General features: G+C 72.8%; 16 protein-coding genes. 8 read left to right on the top strand and 8 right to left on the bottom strand.

The window, feature by feature from the left end; genetic code table 11:
* Positions 1–50 precede the first annotated feature (50 nt).
* Positions 51–524 (top strand): CD225/dispanin family protein, encoded by a 474-nt coding sequence (locus QRT05_RS06905; RefSeq protein ID WP_289446307.1) that lies wholly within the window; start codon positions 51–53, stop codon positions 522–524.
* Here the strand turns inward: QRT05_RS06905 and QRT05_RS06900 are convergent.
* Positions 521–1495 (bottom strand): helix-turn-helix transcriptional regulator, encoded by a 975-nt coding sequence (locus tag QRT05_RS06900; RefSeq protein WP_289446306.1) that lies wholly within the window; start codon positions 1493–1495, stop codon positions 521–523. The genes QRT05_RS06905 and QRT05_RS06900 overlap by 4 nt on opposite strands.
* Positions 1496–1595: 100 nt before the next feature.
* Here QRT05_RS06900 and QRT05_RS06895 point away from each other — a divergent pair, with 100 nt between their 5' ends.
* On the top strand, positions 1596–2066 hold the full coding sequence (locus QRT05_RS06895) for a VOC family protein (RefSeq protein WP_289446305.1): 471 nt from the start codon (positions 1596–1598) through the stop codon (positions 2064–2066).
* A gap of 137 nt (positions 2067–2203) precedes the next feature.
* Positions 2204–3127, top strand: a complete 924-nt coding sequence (locus QRT05_RS06890) for a polysaccharide pyruvyl transferase family protein (protein ID WP_289446304.1) — start codon at positions 2204–2206, stop codon at positions 3125–3127.
* Between the two features lie 43 nt (positions 3128–3170).
* Here the strand turns inward: QRT05_RS06890 and QRT05_RS06885 are convergent, their stop codons facing one another.
* The 3 genes from QRT05_RS06885 to QRT05_RS06875 are packed head-to-tail and all read right to left on the bottom strand — an operon-like array spanning position 3171 to position 5585.
* Positions 3171–3542 (bottom strand): DNA polymerase ligase N-terminal domain-containing protein, encoded by a 372-nt coding sequence (locus QRT05_RS06885; protein ID WP_289446302.1) that lies wholly within the window; start codon positions 3540–3542, stop codon positions 3171–3173.
* Between the two features lie 37 nt (positions 3543–3579).
* Positions 3580–4521 carry an ANTAR domain-containing protein gene (locus QRT05_RS06880; RefSeq protein ID WP_289446301.1) on the bottom strand — a complete coding sequence of 314 codons (942 nt, stop codon included), beginning with the start codon at positions 4519–4521 and terminating at the stop codon, positions 3580–3582.
* Positions 4518–5585 (bottom strand): YihY/virulence factor BrkB family protein, encoded by a 1068-nt coding sequence (locus QRT05_RS06875; protein ID WP_289446300.1) that lies wholly within the window; start codon positions 5583–5585, stop codon positions 4518–4520. Before QRT05_RS06875 ends, QRT05_RS06880 begins: the two co-directional genes overlap by 4 nt.
* A gap of 352 nt (positions 5586–5937) precedes the next feature.
* On the opposite strand from QRT05_RS06875, the gene QRT05_RS06870 reads away from it, so the two are divergent.
* A complete protein-coding gene (locus QRT05_RS06870; RefSeq protein ID WP_289446298.1) occupies positions 5938–6699 on the top strand; it encodes an ABC transporter permease in 762 nt (253 codons plus the stop codon).
* Here the strand turns inward: QRT05_RS06870 and QRT05_RS06865 are convergent.
* Positions 6696–7571 (bottom strand): VOC family protein, encoded by an 876-nt coding sequence (locus QRT05_RS06865; RefSeq protein WP_289446296.1) that lies wholly within the window; start codon positions 7569–7571, stop codon positions 6696–6698. The two genes, QRT05_RS06870 and QRT05_RS06865, sit on opposite strands and share 4 nt — an antisense overlap.
* A gap of 8 nt (positions 7572–7579) precedes the next feature.
* Complete coding sequence (locus tag QRT05_RS06860; protein WP_289446295.1) at positions 7580–8203, bottom strand: NADPH-dependent F420 reductase; 624 nt, start codon at positions 8201–8203, stop codon at positions 7580–7582.
* Positions 8204–8309: 106 nt separating this feature from the next.
* On the opposite strand from QRT05_RS06860, the gene QRT05_RS06855 reads away from it, so the two are divergent.
* Positions 8310–8801 carry a MarR family winged helix-turn-helix transcriptional regulator gene (locus QRT05_RS06855; RefSeq protein ID WP_289446294.1) on the top strand — a complete coding sequence of 164 codons (492 nt, stop codon included), beginning with the start codon at positions 8310–8312 and terminating at the stop codon, positions 8799–8801.
* 22 nt (positions 8802–8823) lie between these two features.
* On the opposite strand, the gene QRT05_RS06850 is transcribed toward QRT05_RS06855, so the two are convergent.
* Complete coding sequence (locus QRT05_RS06850) at positions 8824–9237, bottom strand: transferase (protein ID WP_289446293.1); 414 nt, start codon at positions 9235–9237, stop codon at positions 8824–8826.
* 546 nt (positions 9238–9783) lie between these two features.
* On the opposite strand from QRT05_RS06850, the gene QRT05_RS06845 reads away from it, so the two are divergent.
* From QRT05_RS06845 to QRT05_RS06835, 3 genes are read left to right on the top strand one after another with little or no spacing between them, the layout of a single operon-like run.
* Positions 9784–10887 carry an ABC transporter substrate-binding protein gene (locus QRT05_RS06845; protein ID WP_289446292.1) on the top strand — a complete coding sequence of 368 codons (1104 nt, stop codon included), beginning with the start codon at positions 9784–9786 and terminating at the stop codon, positions 10885–10887.
* A complete protein-coding gene (locus tag QRT05_RS06840; protein WP_407650314.1) occupies positions 10884–11672 on the top strand; it encodes an ABC transporter ATP-binding protein in 789 nt (262 codons plus the stop codon). Before QRT05_RS06845 ends, QRT05_RS06840 begins: the two co-directional genes overlap by 4 nt.
* Positions 11662–12558 (top strand): ABC transporter permease, encoded by an 897-nt coding sequence (locus QRT05_RS06835; protein ID WP_289446291.1) that lies wholly within the window; start codon positions 11662–11664, stop codon positions 12556–12558. Before QRT05_RS06840 ends, QRT05_RS06835 begins: the two co-directional genes overlap by 11 nt.
* 69 nt (positions 12559–12627) lie before the next feature.
* On the opposite strand, the gene pyk is transcribed toward QRT05_RS06835, so the two are convergent.
* On the bottom strand, positions 12628–14058 hold the full coding sequence (pyk, locus tag QRT05_RS06830; RefSeq protein ID WP_289446290.1) for a pyruvate kinase: 1431 nt from the start codon (positions 14056–14058) through the stop codon (positions 12628–12630).
* Positions 14059–14116: the final 58 nt, after the last annotated feature.

Raw genomic sequence — 14116 nt, 5'->3', positions numbered from 1 at the left:
CAGGATGCCGCCCTACGGTGGCCGCACACGAGCCAAGGAGGTCGGACGACATGACGCAACCCACCGAGAGTGTCCCGCCGCCGGTGCCGAGCGCGCCGCCCGGCGAGGTCCCTGCTCCCCCGAGCCCGTACGTGGCGCGGCCCGCCGTGCCCACCGCGCCGGTCGGGTGGGTCATCGCCGCGATGCTGCTCTTCTGGCCGACGGGGATCCCCGCGCTGCTCGCGTCGCACCGGGCGGCGCAGGCCATCGGTGCGGGCGACCTCGAGGTCGCCGACGTCGAGGCGGCACGCGGCCGGCGCTGGGCCGTCATCAGCGTGATCGTCGGCGGCGCGCTGGTCGCCCTGTCGATCCTCGCGTCGATCATCCTCAGCGTGGTCCTCGCCCTCGCGGTGCACGAGCGCCACGGCGACGACTGGACCGTCGTGCGGCCGGACTCCGGCCAGCAGCTCCCGTTCGGCGACCGCGACCGGCTGGGGGTTCCCGACCGGCCGGGCGCGCCCGACCGGCCCGGCTCGGGCGGCTAGCGCTCCGCGAGGCCGGCGGCCGCCGCGTTCCGTGCGGCCAGCTGGGCGAAGGCCGCGACGAGCTCCGGCGGCCCGACCACCTGGACGTCGGCGTCGAAGCGGTTGAGAGAAGCCGCGAGGCCGATCCACGACCACGAACCCAGCTCGACGCGGCACCGGTCCGGGCCGAGAACCTCCACGAGGCCCTCCCCGGCGAACGGGACGACCTCGGCGGCCGGCCGGTGCAGGACGACGGTTCCCACGCACGGCCACCCGTCGGCGCCGCCCGAGCCCCTGAACTGGCCGGCGACGAAGGCGCGCACGTCGCCACCGGGCACGGAGCGGGGCGCGAAGCGCGGCCCCGTGGGGGTGAGCGGCGTGACGCGGTCGACGCGGAACGTCCGCCAGTCCTCGCGATCGAGGTCCCAGGCCACGAGGTACCAGCGGCCGAGGGTGGCGACCACGTGGTGCGGCTCGACCCTTCGTCGTGCCGACGGCGCGCCCGGGGCGCCGGGCACCGCCGCGTACTCGAGGCGAAGGACCTCACGGGCCCGGACAGCCGACGACAGGGCGACGAGCACGTCGGGCGAGACCGGTGCGCGCGAGGCGCCGCCGGCGATCGCGGTGACGTCCACGGCGTCCAGGCGATGACGGAGCCTCGACGGCATCACCTGCCGCACCGTGGTCAGCGCCCGCAGCGCCGCCTCGTCGATGCCGACGCCGTTCACGGCGGCCGTCCGCAGCGCGACCGCGAGGGCGACCACCTGGTCGTCGTCGAAGAGCAGCGGCGGGAGCTCGCTCCCGGCGTCCAGGCGGTAGCCGCCGGCGGGGCCCAGGTCCGCCCGGATGCTGTAGCCCATCTCGCGCAGGCGCTCGACGTCACGGCGGACGGTGCGGCTGCTCACGCCGAGGCGTTCGGCGAGAACCGTCCCTGGCCAGTCGCGCCGGGTCTGCAGGAGCGACAGCAGGTGGAGCTGGCGGCTCGTGGACATGGTGCAAGGCTAGGCACGGTCTAGGACAGGAACTGACCTAGACCGGGTTGAGGATCGGGCCGAACGCCGGGACGAGCCCGGCGACGACCCAGGAGGAGCCATGAGTCTCACGACCGCCACCCACCTCAACTTCCGCGGCGACGCGCGCGACGCGCTCCGGCTCTACCAGTCCGTGTTCGGAGGAGCGCTGAGCATCACCACCTACGGCGAGCTCGGGATGCCCGCCGGGGCGCCGGAGGCCGACAAGGTGGTCTTCGCCCGGCTCGCCACCGAGGACGGCTTCCGCCTGCTCGCCTACGACGTGCCGGGCCGGACGGAGGGGTCCGCGACGGCCGCCGGTTCCACGCGCCGCGAGAACGGCGTCACGCTGACCGACCAGCCGTTCTTCGTCTCCGTGGACGCGAGCACCCTCGAGGAGGTGCAGGGGGTCTGGGACGGGCTCGCCGCCGGAGCCACCGTCGTCGAGCCGCTCGCGGCATCCGCCTGGAGCGCCGGCTTCGGCATGCTCACGGACCGCTTCGGGGTGACCTGGGTGCTCGGCGTCGCCGGCGCGGCCCCGGCCGCGGGCTGATCCGCACGCCGGCCGCGCCCGGACGCGGACCGTCCGTGCGCGGCGTAGGCGGTTCGTCCGGGACCGCCCCTCGCACGACGGTCCGCGGCGTGTCGCCCCGGCCCGGCCGGCGGGCAGTTCGTGAAATCATGCGGCCCATGACCGACCTCACGCGCGCCGCGCGCCGACGTGCGGGCCGCCTCGTCTCCGCACGACTCGGCCGTCGCTTCCCCCACACCCTCGGCCCCGGCCGCCACCAGCAGCTCGTGCAGCAGTTCGTTCCGAGCGAGGACATGGTGCTCCGCGAGGACGGCTCGATCCCGCTGGTCTGGTGGGACAACCACGTCAACTTCGGCGACCTGCTCTCGCCGTGGCTCCTGGCCAAGATGACGGGCCGCAAGGTGTCCCTGGCCGAGCCGGGCGAGCGCGCGTACGTCGCGGTGGGCTCCATCCTGGGCCGCGCGACCGATGAGTCGATCGTGTGGGGCACCGGCTCCTTCGGCACCGAGGCCGGCGGTCGCGTCTCCAAGAACGCGCGGTACACGGCCGTGCGTGGTCCGCTGACGCGCGCCAAGGTGCTGCACTACAAGGGCACGTGCCCCGCGGTGTACGGCGACCCCGCGCTGCTCGCTCCGCTGTACTACCTGCCGAAGATCACGCCCACCTACGAGGTCGGCGTCATCGTGCGCTGGGCGGAGCGCTCCTGGGCGGAGGCCGAGGTCGGGCCCGGCGTGCGCGTGATCGACTACGGCTCGGGCGACATCGAGCGCATCATCGACGAGATGCTCTCCTGCAAGCGCATCGTCACGTCCTCGCTGCACGGCCTGATCGTGTCCGACGCCTACGGCATCCCCAGCGCGTGGCTCGCGTCCGGCACGCCGCGCGGCGGCGAGTTCAAGTTCCACGACTACTTCGCGTCGGTCAAGAAGCACCGCTACCCGGTCAAGTTCGACCCGGCCGCGCAGCCGCTGACCGTCGACGTGCTGCGCAAGGCGTTCCGGTTCGACGCCCGCCCCATCACGTTCGACTACAAGAAGCTGCTCACCGCGGCACCGTTCATGCGGCCGCGCGCTCGCGCCTGAGCTGGCCTCGCACGGGCGGTCCCCGCGCAGGGACCGCCCGTGGTCACGCCGACGCCGCGGGCTGCTCCTCGGTGCGACTGAGGAGAAGCCCCCGGTCGGTCGTCACGAGCGCGTAGCGCACCGGCACGCCCCGGCCGTGCAGCACCAGCACCGTCCGGTGCTCGTCGCGGTCCTCCAGCTCCCACCACCCGGTGTCGGCGATGGACTTGGTCTCGTCCGTGAACGTCAGGTGGTCGAGGTCGTGGTCGGGCACGGCGATGGCCAGTCGCGGCTGCCCCACCTGCGTCGGCAGCCCGCGCGGCAAGGCCCACGAGCGGAGCACCCCACCCTCCTCCAGGCGGAGGTCGTAGTGCGGGCGGGGCCGGCGGTGGTCGTGCAGCACGAACGCCGGGCGCGTCCGCGGGGCCGCCGTCACGGCGTCGAGCAGGACCCGGCCGCGGCGCCCCGCACGGTCAGGACGACCGTTCGACGAAGGACCGCTCGGCGCTCGGCGCCTGCCCGGTGATGTTCGCGACCACCGAGACGGCGACGTCGCGCAGCTTCACGTTCCGGTGCTGCGACGCACGCCGCAGGATGGCGAAGGCCTCGTCGGCCGCGCACCGGTTCTGCGCCATGATGACGCCGAGCGCCTGGTCGATGACCGCACGCGAGGACAGGGCCGCGCGCAGGTCCTGGGACACCTCCGCCTCGCGCGCCACCCGTAGGGAGAGGCGGACCGCTCGGGCCACCTCCGCGGCGTACATGACGCCGCGATCGGTGGCCACCGGCCCCCAGCCTTCGGGGTCCTCGCTGTAGACGTTGACGGCGACCGCGACGCCGGGCTCGACCACGGCCGGGAAGGCGGCCGCGGAGACGAAGCCTGCAGCTCGGGCGGCTGCGGCCCACGCGGGCCAACGCTCCTCCGAGGGAAGGTCGGGGACGCGCACGACCACGCCCCCGTCCACCGCCTCCACGCAGGGACCCTCGCCCGCGTCGTACTCGACCTCGTCGCACGAGCGCGCGCGGTCGCCGCTGCTGGCGACGACCCCGAGCCGTCCCTCCCGGCGCAGCGTGACCGTCACCTCCGCGCGCGTCGCCAGGCGGGCCGCGGCCGCGTCGGCCACGCCCTGCACCAGGTCCTGAACGTCGGAGGTCTCGAGCAGGATGGACTGGAGCTCGGTGATCGCCGCGGCGCGCTCGACCCGGGCCTCACCGGGTGCCTCAACCCGGGGGTCGGCGTCGACGGCATTCATCACGTTCTCGGGCACGTCGTCGACTCTAGGACGCTCCTCCCCGCGACGCTCGGGCTCGGGCCGCTCGGACTCGGGGCGCTCGGGGCGCTCGGGATCGGGGCGCTCGGGGCGCTCGGGATCGGGGCGCTCGGGCTCGGCCCGACGGTCGAGCGGAGGCGTCACCGCTCACCGCGTGCCTCGTCCGGCTCGGCGTGCTCGCGCAGCTCGCGGCCCTTGCGGACATCGTCCTCCAGCTTGGCCTGCTTCTTGTCGCTCGCCTTGGTGTCCCGCGGCGGCAGCTGGATGGACCGCTCGGCCTCGATGCCGCCCTGCAGCTCCCGGCCGCGCTCCACCTCCGCGTCGAGCTCCGCGCCGAACAGCAGCGCGAGGTTGGTGATCCACAGCCACAGCAGCGCGACGACGACGCCGGCCAGCGAGCCGTACGTCTTGTCGTAGCTGGAGAAGTTGGCGACGTAGAAGCCGAACGCGAGCGAGGCGACGATCCACACGAGGATCGCGACGATCGCGCCGAGGCTGATCCAGCGGAACTTCGGCTGCCTCACGTTGGGCGTCGAGTGGTAGAGGATCGCGACCCCGAGCACGACGAGCGCGAGGACCAGGACCCACTTGCCGTAGTTCCACACCGTGATGACCGGGTCGCTCAGGCCGATGGCGTCACCGACCGAGCTCGCCACACCGCCGGAGAGCACGATGAGCGCCGCGACCAGCACCGCGATGACGACGAGCACGAGGGTCACGAGCAGGAGTGCGGGCCGCAGCTTCCAGATCGGCCGGCCCTCCTCGACCTCGTAGACACGGTTGAGACCGCGGCTGAACGCCGCGACGTAGCCCGAGGCGGACCACAGCGCGAGCAGCACGCCGACGACGAGCGCCACCCCGGCCGACGGTGCCTGCGTGAGCCTGTCCAGCACCGGCTTGACGCTGTCAACCGCTGACTGCGAGCCGACGTCGCCGACGATCTTGAGCACGTTGTCGACCATGGGCTTCGGATCGCTCACCAGGCCGAAGATCGAGACGATCGCCAGCGCCGCCGGGGCGATCGCCAGCACGGCGTAGTAGGTCAACGCGGCGGCCAGGTCGGTGCACTCGTCCCGCGAGAACTCCCGCAGGGTCTTGCGCACGATGTAGGTCCATGACCGCGACGTGAGCTCGCCGGGAGAGTCGGGCTTCCGCGAGTCCTCGGGATCGGGCGCCGCGCTCGTGGTGCTGGTGTCGTCGTGTGTCATGAGGTCCTCCCAGGGCGGGCGACGGGCAGGGAGGCGTCCCGGCCCGTCGTGCTGTCGGTCGCGCGTGCGGTCGCCGCGACCTGGGTCGGCGGCGTGCGGCGGCGCTGGGTCCGTGCGCGCATCGCGTCACGCTGGCGGCGTCGGGCGGTGCTTCCTACCCCCGGCGAAGGTGCCGGCCCGCGCGGGACCGGCATGGTGGGACGACGCTAGGCCGCTCGCGCGCGCCCCGCCACCGGAGCGCTCGCGCCGCCGTCTGCGGGGCGCCGGACGTGACCCGCAGCGGAACACGGCCGCGTCCCGACCGGGCGGACGACCTGCCGACGACCGGCCGCCGACTGCATAGGCTGGCGCGGTGCCCGCCCAGCCCGGCGTACCCGCGATCGTCGCGCTCGCCCTGCTCGTCGCCCTGGCCGTCGGCGCGGCCGCGGTGGGGCGGCTGCGCACCGAACGGCAGATCGCCTCCGCGGCGCTCCGGGCGGTCCTGCAGCTGGCGCTCGTCTCGCTCGTCATCGCGCTCGTGCTGCGGTCGATGGCCTGGTCGATGGTGTTCGTCCTCGCCATGTTCGCGGTCGCGGTGGTCATCACGACGAGACGGATCGGCGTCCCCGGTGCGTGGCCGTGGGCGGCCCTGGCGATGGCCGCGGGGATCGCTCCCGTCCTGGCCGTGGTCTTCGCGACCGGCGCGGTTCCCTTCCGCGCGGCGGCGCTGGTTCCCTTCGCCGGCATCATCATCGGCGGCACCATGAATGCCCACTCGCTCGCCGGACGACGCGTGATCGGCGCGCTGAGAGAGCAGTGGAACACCTGCGAGGCCGCGCTGGCGCTCGGCCTGCTGCCCCGTGACGCCATCGACCTCGTGGCGCTCAGGCTCGTGCCGGAAGCCCTGGTCCCGGGCATGGACCAGACGCGCACAGTCGGCCTCGTCACACTGCCGGGTGCGTTCGTCGGCGTGCTACTCGGTGGCGGCAGCGCCCTGCAGGCCGCCATGGCGCAGGTCCTCGTGCTCGTCGGCCTGCTCGGAGCGCAGACGCTGACGGTGGTCACGGAGTTCCGCGTGATACGGACCGGCCGGCTGCTCCCCGCGGACCTCGCCGGCAGGATCTCCGCCGGCTAGGAGACCACCGTCACCCGGACTTCGTTCTTCCACGGGTCCTCGAGCACCAGAGCCTGGTCGTCCTCACGGATGACGACGCCACCCGTGACGAGCCGATCCCGCAACGCCCCGCGATCGTCCTGGGACCCGAGCTCGATGGTGAGCTCGCCGAGCCCGAGCGCCGGCCACCGACCGGAGGCGCCGCGGCTCTGCCAGGTGTTCATGCCGAGGTGGTGGTGGTAGCCGCCGGCGGAGACGAACAGCGCCTGGTCGCCCAGCTGAGCCGTGACCTCGAAACCCACCGTGTCGACGTAGAAGCGACGCGCCGTCTCGATGTCGCCCACCTTGAGGTGGACGTGCCCGACGGCGGCCGCACCGTCGCCCGGCCCCTCGGCGCCGGCCTCGGTGAGGCTCTCCTGGAGGAACCCGTTCGGGTCGAGGTACTGCGTACCCATGACCACGCGGCCGTCGCGCCACTGCCAGTCCTCGCGCGGTCGGTCCCAGTAGAGCTCCACGCCGTTGCCCTCGGGGTCGTCGAAGTAGAGCGCCTTGGAGACGGCGTGGTCGGAGCTGCCGGTGAACGACCGCGGGAAACGGCGGGCGACCGAGTAGACGGAGGCGGCGAGGTCGGCCTGGTCCTCGAACAGGATCGCCGTGTGGAACAGGCCCGCCGCGGAGGCTGATGCGTGCTTGAGGAGCGGGGAGTGCTCGAGCACCACGGACGCGACGCCGCCGCGACCGAGGGTCACCACCGAGCCCTCCTGACCCAGCACCTGCAGGCCCACCCCGCGGGCGTAGTAGTCGGTCATGGCGTCGAGGTCGCCGACCTTGAGGGTCACCGGCCCGACGTCCGTCGCGGACCCGAGGATGTCGGAGCTCTGGATGGGGCTCATGTCGGCGCTCACCGGGCCAGCGCGAAGCCGGCGGACCAGGACGTCGCACCCGCTGCGGCCAGCGTCATCTGCAGGAACCCGAGCGCCTCGAGCTCGTGCGCGCGCTTGAGCGACCCCGCGTCGACCACCCGGAGCCCGCCCGCCTCCACCGCCGTGGTGAAGGCCGCCTTGGCGTCCGCGTCGTCACCGGCCACCAGGACGGTCGTCGGCTCCGCGCCCACCGTGCCGCTCGCCAGGGTCGCGGCGAAGGTGGTGTTGAACGCCTTGAGGACCGCCGCCCCGGGCGCGAGCGCCGCGATCTCGGCCGCGGCCGAGCTCCCGGCGGGCACGACGAGCGAGTCGAAGGTGGCGAAGTCGACGGGATTGGTGAGGTCCACCAGCACCGCGCCGTCCAGCTGGTCGGCGTACCGTGCGACGACCTCGCCGACCGCGGCATAGGGCAGTGCGAGCACCACGATGCCGCCGGTGATCGGGTCACCGATGGCGCCGGGCACGACCCCCGGCAGCGCGGCTGCCTTGCCGGCGTCGCGCGCGAGCACCTGGACCGAGGCGCCGCCCTGGACGAGCCGCGCCGCGATGGCTGCCCCCATGGAGCCGGCGCCCACGACGGTGACGTTCGTGCTGGAGACCATGACGACGCTCCTGACTCTCGCGATGAGCCCGATCGGACCCTTTGTTGTCGCTTCAACTATCGTACGTCGAATAGTTGTCGTGTCAAGTATTCGCTAGAGTGCACGCATGCCCGAGACGACCTGGCTCACCCCCGAGCAGCTCAGCGCCTGGAAGAAGCTCATCGCTGTCGTCGAGCTGCTCCCGGGGACGCTCGAGGCCCAGCTGCAGCGCGACGCCGACCTGACGCACTTCGAGTACTTCACGCTCGCGATGCTCTCCGAGGCACCCGACCGCACGCTGCGGCTGAGCGATCTGGCGGCGGCCACGAACGCGACGCTCGCCCGGCTCTCCCACGTCGTCTCCCGGCTCGAACGACGCGGCCTGGTGCGCCGGGAACCGTGCGCCGAGGACCGGCGCGCCACGAACGGCGTGCTGACCGAGGCCGGGCTCGCGGTCGTCGTCGCCGCCGCGCCCGGCCACGTCGACACCGTCCGTCGACACGTCATCGACCCGCTCACGCCCGCGGACGTGGCGGACCTCGACCGGATCATGCTCAGGGTCCTGAGCGTGCTCGACCCGACCAACGCGATGCACGCGGAGCCGACGCCCCGACCGTGAGCCGAGGATGGCGGACGCAGAGCTAGGCGGACGTGCCGCCGCGACGGGTTCCGCCGGCCACGGACGCGCCGTCGGCGACGACCTCGTCGGAGTCGACCCGTGCGCCCTGGTCGATGACCACCGCGCGGCCCACGCGAGCGTTGGCGCCCACCTGGGCGCGGTTGCCCACCCGGGTGGACGGCCCGAGGCGGACGTTGTTGCCGATGAGCGCGTCCGCTCCCACCACCACGCCCTCGTCCAGCCAGCTCCCGCTGCCCACCCGGGCCCGGGCGCCGACGAGCGCGCCGGCCTCGACGTAGGCGGTCGGCGCCACCCACGCGTCACCGTCGACACGCGCCTGCGGCGACACGAGCCCACCGCCGTTGGTGTGCCGGACGTACTTCACCACCTGGCCGTTGTCCGCCTCGAACTCGACGCGTGATGCCACTCGTGCCACTAGGCCTCCTGTGCTCGCCACGACGCACTCGCGCCGCTTCTCGGGACCGTTCTCAGCTGACATAACGAGCGAGCGTCGCACAAGATTCCAACCAGTTCCGGCGCCCGGTGAACCAATAGGCACCAAAACTGAGTCGTTTGGTCCACATTGCAAGACGCCCCTGCCGCGCGCGCGGGCGGAGCGCCATCCTCATGCCATGCAGACGAGCCGAGCAGCCATGACGTGTCGCCGCGTCATGCCGTGCGCGGGCACCTGTTGTCCGCGGACCGTCTGAGCTCCCGGCCCCTGTCCCCCACCTTGGCCGAGCGTTCGACGCCCGGTCGCGCCGTCATGGATGACGGCCGGGTGCGACGCACGCGCCATCCGTCCCCCGCGGAGGTTGCGCCGCATGGCGCCCGTTCTCTCGTCCCCGGTCGTCGACGCTGCCCCTGATCCGGCTGCGCGTCGCGGCGCCCGCTCCCGTCGATGTCGTCGACCTCGTCGTGCCCGCCAGAGCTGCTGCCCACCGATCCCCGGCGCCTCGCGCCACTGCCCTCGAGGAATCTCATGAACTCCGCCCGTCGCCCCCGCCGTCTGACCGTCGCGATCGCCGCGACCGCGCTCGCCGGACTCGTCGCCACGCTCGCCGCCTGCTCCTCCGACGACGCCCAGGCCACGACCAAGCCGTCGGGCGCCTCCGCCGAGCAGGCGCCCGAGCTGCGGCTCGGGTACTTCGCCAACCTGACGCACGCCGTCCCGCTCGTGGGGGTCGCCGACGGCACCTTCCAGAAGGACCTCGGCTCGACCAAGCTCAGCACCCAGATCTTCAACGCCGGTCCCGAGGCGGTCGAGGCGCTGTTCGCCGGCGCGATCGACGCGACGTTCGTCGGCCCGAACCCCGCCATCAACGCCTTCTCGAAGTCCGACGGCAAGGCGGTCCGGATCATCGCGGGCGCCACCTCGGGCGGCGCGCAGCTGGTGGTCCGCGACGGGATCGACTCGCCGGCGGACCTCAAGGGCACCACGCTCGCGACGCCGCAGCTGGGCAACACGCAGGACGTCGCGCTGCGCGCCTGGCTGTCCGACCAGGGGCTCAAGACGTCCCTGACGGGAGGTGCCAGCGACGTCAACATCGCGCCGCAGGAGAACTCGCAGACGCTCGACCTGTTCAAGGCGGGCGAGGTCGACGGTGCGTGGCTGCCCGAGCCCTGGGCCTCGCGGCTCGTGGTCGACGCCGGCGCGCACGTGCTCGTGGACGAGAAGGACCTGTGGCCGCAGGGCGACTTCGTCACGACCCACCTGATCGTCTCCACGGACTACCTCGAGAAGTACCCCGCCACGGTCAAGCACCTGCTCGAGGCCGAGTCGCAGACGGTCGACTGGATCTCCCAGAACTCCGACGCCGCCAAGACCAAGGCCAACGAGGCGATCGAGAAGCTGAGCGACAAGGCCCTCTCGCAGGACGTGCTGGACCGGGCGTGGGGCAACCTGCGGATCACGCTCGACCCGATCGCCTCGAGCCTGCAGACCTCGGCCGACCACGGCGTCGCGGCGGGGACCTCGAAGGAGACCGACCTGCACGGCATCTACGACCTGACGCTGCTCAACGAGGTGCTCAAGGCCGACGGTCAGGAGCCCGTCTCCGACGCCGGCCTGGGTCAGGGCGCGTGAGCACCGCGACGGCGGTCGGCGGCCCGGGCCTCGCGGTCCCGGCCGCCGTCGCGGCACGCCTGACCGGTGTGTCCCACCACTTCGGGGAGACCTCGCGGCCACCCGTGCTGGACGGCATCGACCTCGCGGTGGCTCCCGGCGAGTTCGTGTGCCTCCTGGGCGCCTCCGGCTGCGGCAAGTCCACCCTCCTCGCGCTCGTCGCCGGGCTGGACCAGCCGACCGCGGGGACGGTGGAGGTGCCCGCGGGCAGCCCCGCCCTGATGTTCCAGGAGCCTGCGCTGTTCCCGTGGCTCACCGCGGGCGCCAACGTGGAGCTCGCCCTGCGCCTGCGCGGCGTCCCGCGCAACCAGCGCCGGGCCGAGGCCCTGCGCCTGCTCAGCCTGGTCCGCCTCGAGGACGCGCATGCGAAGCGCGTGCACGAGCTGTCGGGCGGCATGCGGCAGCGCGTGGCGCTGGCGCGGGCACTCGCCCAGGAGGGTGAGCTGCTGCTCATGGATGAGCCGTTCGCCGCTCTCGACGCGATCACCCGCGACGTGCTGCACGAGGAGCTCACCCGCATCTGGTCCGAGACCGGCCGGGCCGTGCTGTTCGTGACGCACAACGTGCGCGAGGCCGTACGACTGGGGCAGCGCGTGGTCCTCCTGTCGTCCCGCCCCGGCCGGATCGCCCGCGAGTGGACGGTCGACATCCCCCATCCCCGTCGCATCGAGGACCCTGACGTCTCGCGGCTGAGCCTCGAGATCACCGACCACCTCCGGACGGAGATCGCCCGCCATGGCCACTGAGACGACGCCGCTCACACGGTCCTCGGCCGACGAGCTCGCCGCGGGCCTCGACGCCCTCGAGACGCCCGTCGTCGCCGAGCACGCCCCCTGGTGGCGCGAGGCCTGGCGGTCGGTCTGGCCGGTCCTCGCCGCGCTCGCCACCCTGGTGCTGCTGTGGCAGGTCGCCTACCTGCTCGAGCTCAAGCCCCCCTACGCCCTGCCGAGTCCTGCCGACACGTGGACGGCGTTCGTCGAGGCCGTGCGCGACGGCACGGCCGGCCGGGCCGTGGCGTTGAGCCTGCAGCGCGCCGTCGTCGGCTTCGCCATGTCGGTCGTCGTCGGCGTCGCGCTCGGTGTCGCCCTGGCCGCGTCGAGCTTCCTGCGCCGCGCCCTCGGGCCGATCATCACGGGCCTGCAGACCCTGCCCTCGGTCGCCTGGGTGCCCGCCGCGATCATCTGGTTCCAGCTGAGCAACGCGACCATCTACGCGGTGATCCTCCTCGGAGCCGTGCCGTCGATCGTCAACGGCCTGCTCTCCGGCACGGACCAGGTGCCGCCCCTCTACCTGCGCGTGGGGCAGGTGCTCGGGGCCCAGGGCTGGACCCGCATCCGGTTCGTGCTGCTGCCCGCCGCGCTGCCCGGCTTCCTCGGCGGGCTCAAGCAGGGCTGGGCCTTCGCCTGGCGCTCCCTCATGGCGGCCGAGCTCATCACCATGTCCCCGCAGCTCGGCACCGGGCTGGGTCAGGTCCTGGCCATCGGGCGCGACACGAGCGACATGGCGCTCGTGGTGGCCGCGATCGGCCTGATCTTCCTCGTGGGCATCGCCATCGAGCTGCTGTTCTTCGCCCCGCTCGAGCGGCACGTGCTGCGCGCCCGTGGCCTGACGGGCCGCGTCTCGACCAGCTGAGCCCGCCGGCACATGACGAGAGCGGGCCCGTGACCTGAGGTCACGGGCCCGCTCTCGTGCTGTCAGACGTCAGGCGACGCGGCCGCCCGCGTCGTCACCGATCTTGTGCACGACGATCGAGTTGGTCGAGCCGGCGACACCGACCGGTGCGCCCGACACGACGACGACGTAGTCGCCGTCCTCGGCGAGGCCGTTGGCGCGCAGGGTCTGGTCGACCTGGTGCACCATCTCGTCCGTGCTGCCCACCGAGGGGACCTCGTAGGACTGGACGCCCCACGACAGCGAGAGGACGTTGGCCACCGAGTGCTCGGGCGTGAACGCCAGCAGCGGGATGCCCGAGCGCAGACGCGACATGCGGCGCGCCGAGTCACCGGACTGCGTGAACGTGACGAGGTACTTCACGCCCACGGTCTCGCCGATCTCGGCGGCGGCACGCGTGATGGCACCACCGCGCGTGTGCGGGGTCGAGCCGAGCGGCGCGATCCGCTCGCGGCCGAGCTCCTCGGTCGCCTCGATGATGCGCGCCATGGTGCGGACCGTCTCGATGGGGTAGATGCCGACGCTCGTCTCGCCCGAGAGCATGACCGCGTCCGCGCCGTCGAGCACCGCGTTGGCGCAGTCCGAGGTCTCGGCGCGCGTCGGACGGGGGTTGGTCGTCATCGACTCGAGCACCTGGGTGGCCACGATGACCGGCTTGGCGTTGCGGCGGGCGAGCTCGACCGCGCGCTTCTGGACCAGCGGCACCTGCTCCAGGGGCAGCTCGACACCGAGGTCGCCACGGGCGACCATGATGCCGTCGAACGCAGCGACGATCTCGGCCAGGTTGTCGACGGCCTGCGGCTTCTCGATCTTGGCGATGACCGGGACCACCCGGTTCTCCTCGTCCATGATGCGACGCACGCCGTCGTAGTCGGCCGCGTTGCGGACGAAGGACAGCGCGATGAAGTCGGCGCCCTGCGCCAGGCCCCACCGCAGGTCGGCCTCGTCCTTGTCGCTCATTGCGGGGACCGAGACCGCGACGCCCGGGAGGTTGAGGCCCTTGTTGTTCGAGACCGTGCCCGGAACCTCGACGCGCGTGACGACGTCGTTGCCCTCGACGCTGATGACGCGCACCAGCACCTTGCCGTCGTCGATGAGGATGGGGTCGCCGGGGCTCACGTCGCCGGTCAGGCCCTTGAACGTCGTCGAGACGCGCTCCTTGGTGCCGTCCACGTCGTCGGTCGTGATCGTGAAGGTGTCACCGACCGCGAGGTCGTGCTTGCCCTCGACGAAGCGACCGAGGCGGATCTTGGGTCCCTGGAGGTCGACCAGGACGGCGACCGAGCGACCGGAGGCCTGGGCGGCCGCGCGGACGTTGGCGATCACCTGGGCGTGCTCGCTGGCCTCGCCGTGGCTCCGGTTGATGCGGGCGACGTCCATACCGGCGTCGACCAGGGCCTGGATCTGCTCGAGGGACTCGGTCGCGGGACCAAGGGTGCAGACGATCTTTGCTCTACGCATGAAAGCGAGCCTATGCCTTTCGGGTTCTGATGGTCGGACCGAACGTCCCGGCCGACCG

It is taken from the genome of Cellulomonas edaphi (assembly GCF_030362815.1).
Taxonomy (GTDB): Bacteria; Actinomycetota; Actinomycetes; order Actinomycetales; family Cellulomonadaceae; genus Cellulomonas; species Cellulomonas edaphi.
This window is presented reverse-complemented; position numbering and strand designations above follow the sequence as displayed.

Excerpts from the sequence above, each read along its gene's own strand:
- QRT05_RS06855 (WP_289446294.1), top strand. The coding sequence starts at position 8,310 with ATGCCCGAGACGACCTGGCTCACCCCCGAGCAGCTCAGCGCCTGGAAG.
- QRT05_RS06890 (WP_289446304.1), top strand. The coding sequence starts at position 2,204 with ATGACCGACCTCACGCGCGCCGCGCGCCGACGTGCGGGCCGCCTCGTC.
- pyk (WP_289446290.1), bottom strand. The coding sequence starts at position 14,058 with ATGCGTAGAGCAAAGATCGTCTGCACCCTTGGTCCCGCGACCGAGTCC.
- QRT05_RS06835 (WP_289446291.1), top strand. The coding sequence starts at position 11,662 with ATGGCCACTGAGACGACGCCGCTCACACGGTCCTCGGCCGACGAGCTC.
- QRT05_RS06895 (WP_289446305.1), top strand. The coding sequence starts at position 1,596 with ATGAGTCTCACGACCGCCACCCACCTCAACTTCCGCGGCGACGCGCGC.
- QRT05_RS06900 (WP_289446306.1), bottom strand. The coding sequence starts at position 1,495 with ATGTCCACGAGCCGCCAGCTCCACCTGCTGTCGCTCCTGCAGACCCGG.
- QRT05_RS06860 (WP_289446295.1), bottom strand. The coding sequence starts at position 8,203 with ATGGTCTCCAGCACGAACGTCACCGTCGTGGGCGCCGGCTCCATGGGG.
- QRT05_RS06905 (WP_289446307.1), top strand. The coding sequence starts at position 51 with ATGACGCAACCCACCGAGAGTGTCCCGCCGCCGGTGCCGAGCGCGCCG.
- QRT05_RS06845 (WP_289446292.1), top strand. The coding sequence starts at position 9,784 with ATGAACTCCGCCCGTCGCCCCCGCCGTCTGACCGTCGCGATCGCCGCG.
- QRT05_RS06865 (WP_289446296.1), bottom strand. The coding sequence starts at position 7,571 with ATGAGCCCCATCCAGAGCTCCGACATCCTCGGGTCCGCGACGGACGTC.
- QRT05_RS06875 (WP_289446300.1), bottom strand. The coding sequence starts at position 5,585 with ATGACACACGACGACACCAGCACCACGAGCGCGGCGCCCGATCCCGAG.